Annotated in this window: 12 protein-coding genes; 11 read left to right on the top strand and 1 reads right to left on the bottom strand. The window is 65.1% G+C overall.

The window, feature by feature from the left end:
• The 5 genes from WC739_RS11445 to WC739_RS11425 form a co-directional block, all read left to right on the top strand.
• Window positions 1-587 (top strand): urease accessory protein UreD (locus tag WC739_RS11445; RefSeq protein WP_372953139.1); only part of this gene is annotated, 587 nt, incomplete at its 5' end.
• A gap of 28 nt (window positions 588-615) precedes the next feature.
• Window positions 616-918 (top strand): urease subunit gamma, encoded by a 303-nt coding sequence (locus tag WC739_RS11440; protein WP_199648108.1) that lies wholly within the window; start codon window positions 616-618, stop codon window positions 916-918.
• A 16-nt stretch (window positions 919-934) separates the two neighbouring features.
• Window positions 935-1,192, top strand: a complete 258-nt coding sequence (locus tag WC739_RS11435) for a DUF1272 domain-containing protein (RefSeq protein ID WP_372953138.1) — start codon at window positions 935-937, stop codon at window positions 1,190-1,192.
• Window positions 1,193-1,224: 32 nt separating this feature from the next.
• Window positions 1,225-1,812, top strand: a complete 588-nt coding sequence (locus WC739_RS11430) for a HupE/UreJ family protein (protein WP_372953137.1) — start codon at window positions 1,225-1,227, stop codon at window positions 1,810-1,812.
• 8 nt (window positions 1,813-1,820) lie between these two features.
• Window positions 1,821-2,126, top strand: a complete 306-nt coding sequence (locus tag WC739_RS11425) for an urease subunit beta (protein ID WP_372953142.1) — start codon at window positions 1,821-1,823, stop codon at window positions 2,124-2,126.
• 77 nt (window positions 2,127-2,203) lie between these two features.
• Here the strand turns inward: WC739_RS11425 and WC739_RS11420 are convergent, their stop codons facing one another.
• Window positions 2,204-2,581, bottom strand: a complete 378-nt coding sequence (locus WC739_RS11420) for a hypothetical protein (protein WP_372953136.1) — start codon at window positions 2,579-2,581, stop codon at window positions 2,204-2,206.
• 167 nt (window positions 2,582-2,748) lie between these two features.
• Between WC739_RS11420 and ureC the strand changes: the two genes are divergently transcribed.
• The 6 genes from ureC (at window position 2,749) to ureG (ending at window position 7,588) form a co-directional block, all read left to right on the top strand.
• Window positions 2,749-4,461: an urease subunit alpha gene (ureC, locus tag WC739_RS11415; RefSeq protein WP_372953135.1), complete on the top strand. Its 1,713-nt coding sequence runs from the start codon at window positions 2,749-2,751 to the stop codon at window positions 4,459-4,461.
• 98 nt (window positions 4,462-4,559) lie between these two features.
• Window positions 4,560-5,153 (top strand): hypothetical protein, encoded by a 594-nt coding sequence (locus WC739_RS11410; protein ID WP_372953134.1) that lies wholly within the window; start codon window positions 4,560-4,562, stop codon window positions 5,151-5,153.
• Between the two features lie 108 nt (window positions 5,154-5,261).
• The gene (gene ureE, locus WC739_RS11405) at window positions 5,262-5,849 is read left to right on the top strand and encodes an urease accessory protein UreE (RefSeq protein ID WP_372953133.1); all 588 of its coding nucleotides are present in this window, start codon (window positions 5,262-5,264) and stop codon (window positions 5,847-5,849) included.
• Window positions 5,842-6,513, top strand: a complete 672-nt coding sequence (locus WC739_RS11400) for an urease accessory protein UreF (RefSeq protein WP_372953132.1) — start codon at window positions 5,842-5,844, stop codon at window positions 6,511-6,513. The genes ureE and WC739_RS11400 overlap by 8 nt, the downstream gene beginning before the upstream one ends.
• Window positions 6,510-6,950, top strand: coding sequence for a DUF3995 domain-containing protein (locus tag WC739_RS11395; protein ID WP_372953131.1), 441 nt, complete (start codon window positions 6,510-6,512; stop codon window positions 6,948-6,950). Before WC739_RS11400 ends, WC739_RS11395 begins: the two co-directional genes overlap by 4 nt.
• The gene (gene ureG / locus WC739_RS11390; RefSeq protein WP_372953130.1) at window positions 6,947-7,588 is read left to right on the top strand and encodes an urease accessory protein UreG; all 642 of its coding nucleotides are present in this window, start codon (window positions 6,947-6,949) and stop codon (window positions 7,586-7,588) included. Before WC739_RS11395 ends, ureG begins: the two co-directional genes overlap by 4 nt.
• Window positions 7,589-7,667: the final 79 nt, after the last annotated feature.

Raw genomic sequence — 7,667 nt, 5'->3', positions numbered from 1 at the left:
TCACGACCCAGGCCTGCGAGAAAGTCTATCGAGCCGCCTCCGATCGCGCCGAGGTTCGGGTCAGGCTGAGCGTCGCCGAAAACGGCCGCGTCGCCTGGCTGCCGCAGGAAACCATCGTCTTCGACCGCGCGGCCTTTGCCCGCACGCTCGACGTCGACCTTGCCGCCGGAGCCGAGGCGCTGGTGCTGGAGGCCACCGTCTTCGGTCGCCTGGCAATGGGCGAGCGTGCCGCGCAGGGCAGTTTCCATGACCGATGGCGCGTCAGTCAGGCCGGCTCGCTCATCCATGCCGAGGATTTCCGCATCGGGCCCGATATCGCGGCAGCGCTCGGTCGCCCTTCTGTCGCCAGCGGCGCGATCGCCATCGCGACGGTGCTGCTGGTGTCGCCAGGGGCGGAGGCTTTGCTCGACCCGGTCCGGGAAATCATCGACGGCGATGGGAGCGCAAGCTTCTGGAGCGTGAAGAAATCTGGCAAGCTTCTTGCGAGGCTTTATGCCGGGGACGGCTACCGGCTGCGCCAACGGCTGGTTCCACTCGTCGAACTGCTCAACGGAAGGGCGGGGCTGCCCAAATTATGGTCACTGTGACTCTGTCCACGCAAGCCCGGGAAAACGCATGAACCTGACGCCGAGGGAAAAGGACAAGCTGCTGATCGCCATGGCGGCGATCGTGGCGCGCAAGCGGCTCGAACGCGGCGTCAGGCTCAATCATCCCGAAGCGATCGCGCTGATCACCGACTTCGTCGTCGAGGGCGCTCGCGACGGCCGCCCGGTCGCCGAGCTGATGGAAGCCGGCGCCCATGTCGTTACCCGCGCGCAAGTGATGGAAGGGATAGCCGAGATGATCCACGACGTGCAGGTCGAGGCGACGTTTCCCGACGGCACCAAGCTGGTGACCGTGCACGAACCGATCCGGTGAGCCGAGGAGAGAAGCGATGCTGGAGCTGCGCCCCAACTGCGAATGCTGCGACAAGGACCTGCCGCCGGACGCGGCGGATGCATTGATCTGCACCTTCGAGTGCACTTTCTGCGCTGCTTGCGCCGAAAACATACTGGGCGGCGTCTGCCCCAATTGCGGCGGCAATTTCTCGTCGCGGCCCATCCGGCCGGCGGCGATGCTGAAGAAACATCCTGCCTCGACCTTGCGCGTTCTCAAGGCCGAAGGCTGCGGCCCGGCCCGCAAGGCCGCCTGAACAAACATGGCACGCGAACGAAAGGCAAATAGATGATGTCCGCCAAACGCCTGTACCTCTCGGCGATCCTCCTGATGGCCGCGTCCATGCCGGCCTATGCCCATGTCGGCATCGGCACCACATCCTCCTTCGCCGCCGGCTTCATGCATCCGCTGTCGGGCCTCGACCATATGACCGTGATGATCGCCGTCGGCCTGTGGGCAGCGCTCAAGGGCGGCAAGGCGGTCTGGGCATGGCCCGCGGCTTTCGTCGGCGTCATGCTGGCCGGCGCCGCGCTCGGCATGGCTCAGGTGCAACTGCCGTTTGTCGAGCCGGGCATACTGGCCTCGGTGGTAGTGCTCGGGCTGCTGGTGGCGCTCGCGGTTGATCTGCCCGTCTCGGCGGGCGTCGCCATCATCGGGCTGTTCGCGCTGTTCCACGGCCACGCCCACGGCACCGAAGTGCCCGAGAATGCCGGCGGGCTCGAATACATGGCCGGCATCGCCATGGTGACGGCGCTGCTGCATGCGGCCGGCATCGCCGCCGGGCTGGGGCTTGGCGCGCGGTCTCGCGGCTTCGCCCGCGCCGCGGGGGCGGGCTGCGCGGCCGTCGGCGCCGGCCTCGTCCTCGGCGTTCTGTGAGGGACATGATGATCCCGGGCGAAGTCATAACGGCGGACGGCGACATCGAGCTGAACAAGGGCCTGCCGACAGTCACCTTGAAGGTGGCGAACAGCGGCGACCGGCCTATCCAGGTCGGCAGCCACTATCATTTTTTCGAGACCAATGAGGGGCTGAAATTCGACCGCGAGCGCTCACGCGGCATGCGGCTCGACATCGCCGCCGGCACGGCGACGCGCTTCGAACCGGGGCAGGAGCGTGACGTGACGCTGGTGCCGCTGGGCGGCAAGCGCGAGGTCTACGGATTCCGGCAGAAGGTGATGGGAAAGCTGTGAACCCGACGGCGGCGAGCGCTTCCGGCTCCTTGACGCGGCAGGCGGGCCAGACATGGGCCCGCCGCCGCATCGTGACGTCAGCTCGCTTTCTTGGTGATCAACGTCAGGGCGCCGTTGGGCTGCATGCTGGCCGCGATAACCTGGGCGGAGGTGAGGCCCTTGGCCTCGAGCGCCGACTTCACCTTCGGCGTCGCGTCGATCGAACCGCGCAACGTCCGCAGGCCGGCATCGCCACGCTCGGCGATGATCTGGTTGACCTGCGTTTGGGTGGCTTGCGGCAGATCGGTGAACTCGATGATGCTGACGCTCTGGATCGCCGGTGCCTGAGCCTTGGGGGCGCTCGGGGCAGGCGCGGTCGGGGCTGGAGAGGGCTGCGGCGTGGTCTGCTGCTGGGCATTGGCGGCACCGGCCAGCATCAGGCTGGCGGCTGCTGCAAGAATCATCGTTTTGCGCATGGATTTTCCTTCCATCGAATTGGCAAAAGGTTGTTTGGGGGTGACCGCGCAACCTCAACCTCCAAATCGGCACACAAGGTGTCGCCTGGCGGGTCATTGCGTGACCATTGGATGGCGGCAATGTGCGAGCCGGCTTCACTCAAACCGCATTTCGGGAGCAATCGCTGATGGCCAGAATTAGCCGCGCCGCCTATGCGCAGATGTATGGCCCGACGGTCGGCGACCGGGTGCGGCTGGCCGATACCGAATTGTTCATCGAGGTCGAGAAGGACCTCACCGTCCACGGCGAGGAGGTGAAGTTCGGTGGGGGCAAGGTCATCCGCGACGGCATGGGGCAGAGCCAGGTGTCGCGTGCGCAGGGCGCGGTCGACACCGTCATCACCAATGCGCTGGTGGTCGACGCCTCCGCCGGCATCCTCAAGGCCGATATCGGCCTCAAGGATGGCCGCATCGCCGCGATCGGCAAGGCCGGCAATCCGGACACGCAGGATGGCGTCACCATCATCATCGGTCCCGGCACGGAGATCATCGCCGGCGAAGGCAAGATCCTGACCGCAGGCGGCTTCGACGCGCATATCCATTTCATCTGCCCGCAGCAGATCGAGGAAGCGCTGATGTCAGGCATTACCACCATGCTGGGCGGCGGCACCGGCCCGGCGCATGGCACGCTGGCCACGACCTGCACGCCGGGGCCGTGGCACATGGCGCGCATGATCCAGTCCTTCGACGCCTTCCCGATGAACATCGGCCTGTCGGGCAAGGGCAATGCATCGCTTCCGGCGGCCCTCGAGGAAATGGTGCTGGGCGGCGCCTGCTCGCTGAAGCTGCATGAAGACTGGGGCACGACCCCGGCGGCCATCGACTGCTGCCTGTCGGTCGCCGACGAATACGACGTCCAGGTGATGATCCACACCGACACGCTGAATGAATCCGGCTTTGTCGAAAACACGGTGGCGGCGATCAAGGGCCGCACCATCCACGCTTTCCACACCGAAGGCGCCGGCGGCGGCCATGCCCCCGATATCATCAAGGTCTGCGGGCTGCCCAATGTCATCCCGTCCTCGACCAACCCGACGCGGCCCTACACGGTCAACACGCTGTCCGAGCATCTGGACATGCTGATGGTCTGCCACCATCTGTCGCCGTCGATCCCGGAGGACATCGCCTTTGCCGAAAGCCGCATCCGCAAGGAGACCATCGCGGCGGAAGACATCCTGCACGACATCGGCGCCTTCTCCATCATTTCCTCCGACAGCCAGGCGATGGGCCGCGTCGGCGAGGTAGCGATCCGCACATGGCAGACCGCCGACAAGATGAAACGCCAGCGCGGCTCGCTGCCGCAGGAAACCGGCAACAACGACAATTTCCGCGTCCGCCGCTACATCGCCAAATACACGATCAACCCGGCCATCGCGCATGGGCTGTCGAAGGACATCGGCTCGATCGCGGTCGGCAAGCGCGCCGATCTCGTGCTGTGGAATCCGGCCTTCTTCGGCGTCAAGCCGGACATGGTGCTGATCGGCGGCATGATCGCCGCCGCCCCTATGGGCGACCCCAACGCCTCGATCCCGACGCCGCAGCCGATGCACTACCGGCCGATGTTCGGCGCCTATGGCAAGGCCAGAACCAATTCATCGGTAACATTCGTTTCGAAAGCCGCTCTCGAATCCGGGCTGCATGGCAGGCTTGGCGTCGACAAACAGTTCGTGGCCGTCGAGAACACCCGTGGCGGCATCGGCAAGCATTCGATGGTTCTCAACGACGCGACACCCCATATCGAGGTCGACCCCGAAACCTACGAGGTCCGCGCCGATGGCGAGTTGTTGACCTGCGAGCCGGCGACGGTACTGCCGATGGCGCAAAGGTATTTTCTGTTTTGACTTGAGATCAGTGATCCAGCCGCCGGTGTAAAATCCGTTGCGGCTGGTCACTGGGCGCCGCAATATGCGAGCCATAAAAAGCGGCATCGTGACAAGACATGGCCTCCGAAATCGCCTCAGCCCACGACATTTTCCCGCATATCCGCATCGTCATGGGCATGGTGATCGGCCTTGGCGTCACCCGTCTTCTGTCGGGACTGGCGCGCATCGTCCAGCATCCCGGTCAGTATCGGCTCTATCCCGTGCATCTGGCCTGGGTCGCCTCGGTGCTGTTGATGCTGGTGCATTTCTGGTGGTGGGAGTTTGGCCTCTACGCGATCGAGACCTGGACCTTCGGCAAGTACCTGTTCATCATCTTCTATGCGATCACACTGTTCCTGCTCTGCGCGCTGCTGTTCCCGGATTCGATGCTCGATTACACCAGCTACGAGGATTTCTTCTATTCGCGCCGCGCCTGGTTCTTCGGCCTGCTGGCGGCGACCTATCTGCTCGACGTGATCGACACGCTGCTGAAAGGGCCGGAGCATTTCGCCCGCTTCGGCAGCGAATATCTGTTCCGAACGCCGATCTTTGTCGCGCTGTGCATTGCCGCCATCCTGGTGCGCGACCGCCGGTTTCACATCGCCTTCGTCGCCGGCACGCTGATCTATCAGATCTCGTTCATCCTGCGGCTCTTCGACACGATCGTCTGACCGGCATTGGGCGGCTGCGGGGGATGGTCTAGGTTTGCCGCAAAACGGATAGCGGTCACGTCGCATCGGTGGGATGCCACCCGTCGCATACCAAAAGAGGATCCTTCGATGAAGCTCGACATCAAGACCGACTTCACCAAATTCCCGCGCGCCGTCTCCGTTCTGCCTGCTGGTGATGCCAAAGCCGAGGCGCCATACGGTCGTGCCGTTCTCCCTCATGACGAGCGGCATCTGCGCCGCCGCGCCATCGAATTGTCAGACGGCGGCAAGGTGCTGGTCGATCTGCCCGAACCCGTGGCCCTGAACGACGGCGACCGGCTGGTGCTGGAGGATGGCCGCCATATCGAGATCACCGCGGCGCCGGAGGATGTCTACGACATCCGCGCCCGTGACGCCGTGCATCTGGCGGAGCTCGCCTGGCATATCGGCAACCGCCATCTCGCGGCGGGCATCGAGGCCGGACGCATCCTGATCCTGCGCGACCATGTCATCAAGGCGATGCTGGAGGGGCTGGGCGCCACGGTCACCGACGTCTCCGAACCGTTCAAGCCGGTGCGTGGCGCCTATTCCGGCCAGGGCGGACATGGCCACGGCCACGCCGAGGCGCATGCGCATGCGCACGGCGAGGCACACTCCCACGCGCACAGCGAATCCCATTCGCACAGCCATGCCGGCCACCACCACGACCATGACTGACCAGCCTTCCAGCATCGCGCTGCTGCGGCTGATGGCATGGCTGTCGCCTGCCTTTCCGGTCGGCGGCTTTTCCTACAGCCACGGCCTCGAGCGCGCGGTGCATGACGGATTGATCGACGATGCCGGGAGCCTTGCCGGCTGGCTGGAAACCCTGGTCGAGATGGGCTCGGGCTGGAACGATGCGGTTCTGTTCGCCGAAAGCTGGCGCCGGGCACGCAGCGCCGGCGATCTCGACGAGGCATCGAGCCTCGCCGAGGCGCTCGCCGGCTCGCGCGAGCGCCACGGCGAAACCATGCTGCAAGGCGCCGCGTTCCTCCAGGCCGCGTCGGCGTGGCCGAGCCCGGTGCTGGAGCGATTGCCGGCCGAATGCGCCTATTGCGTCGCCGTGGGCGCCATTGCCGGCGGCAACGGCATCGCGCTCCAGGATGCGCTGTCCGCGTTCCTGCAAGCCTTCTTCTCCAACCTCGCCCAGGCTTCCATCAGGCTCGGCGTGGTTGGCCAGAGGGAGGCCGCGAGGCTGCTTGCCGGCTTCGAACCGCTGGCACTGTCGACCGCCGCTCGCGCCGCCCGCTCGACATTGGACGATCTCGGCGGTTGCGCCTTCGTCTCGGACGTCATGGCGATGAAGCACGAAACCCAGTATTCGCGATTGTTCCGCTCATGACCGTCCTCGCCTTTGCCCTGTCCTTCGTGCTGCTGCTGATCACCGCGCTGCATGTCTATTGGGGCATTGGCGGCATCTGGCCGGGCAAGGATGCGGCCTCTTGCGCCCATGCCGTGGTCGGCTTTCGTGGTGTCGACGAGATGCCGACGCCCTTCGCCAGTTTTGCCGTTGCCGCTTGTCTGTGCCTGGCGACGCTGTGGCCCCTGGCGCTCGAAGGCGTCTTTGCTTCGCCCTTTCCGCCCGTGGGCCTCGCGGCCACCGCGCTGCTCATCGGGCTGGTGTTCCTTGGTCGCGGCATTGCCGGCTTCACGCCCTGGTGGCGGCGGCTGGCGCCGGAACAGCCTTTCGCGCAGCTCGATGTCCGCTATTATTCGCCGCTCTGCCTGTTGATCGGGCTCGGCTTTGCTATCCTCGCCATCACGGAGTTCCCCGCATGACACAGAAGAATGGCCCGCTGCGCATCGGCATTGGTGGTCCCGTCGGCTCGGGCAAGACGACGCTGACCGAGAAACTCTGCAAGGCGTTGCGCGACGAGTTCTCGATCGCCGTGGTGACCAATGACATCTACACCAAGGAAGACGCCATGATGCTGGCGCGGCTGCAGGCGCTGCCCGAGGACCGCATCGTGGGTGTCGAGACCGGCGGCTGCCCGCACACTGCCATCCGCGAGGATGCCTCGATCAACCTGCAGGCGATCGCCGAGATGAACAAGAAATTCCCCGATCTCGACATTGTCTTCATCGAATCCGGCGGCGACAACCTGGCCGCCACCTTCTCCCCGGATCTTGCCGATCTGACGCTCTATGTCATCTCCGTGTGCCAGGGCGAGGAGATCCCGCGCAAGGGTGGCCCGGCGATTACCCGCTCCGACTTCCTGATCATCAACAAGAGCGATCTCGCGCCCTATGTGAACGTCAATCTGGACGTGATGGAGAGCGACGCCGGCCGCATGCGCGGCAAGCGGCCGTTCGGCTTCACCGATTTGTCACGGGGCAAGGGGCTGCAGGAGGTCATCGATTTCATCGTCGAGCAGGGCGGGCTGAGAGCCGGCACTGCCGCCAGCAACGCGGCCTGACAGCAACAACTTCCCTGCACCAACCAAAACCCGTTGCCGGCGGCCCGGCGTCGCGGCATTCTGGCCAAAACCGGAGGAT

Origin of the sequence: Mesorhizobium sp., assembly GCF_041661565.1 — a bacterium.
Lineage (GTDB): Bacteria > Pseudomonadota > Alphaproteobacteria > Rhizobiales > Rhizobiaceae > Mesorhizobium.
Note: the sequence above shows the minus strand (reverse complement) of the source record. Positions and strands in the feature narration are given on the sequence as shown.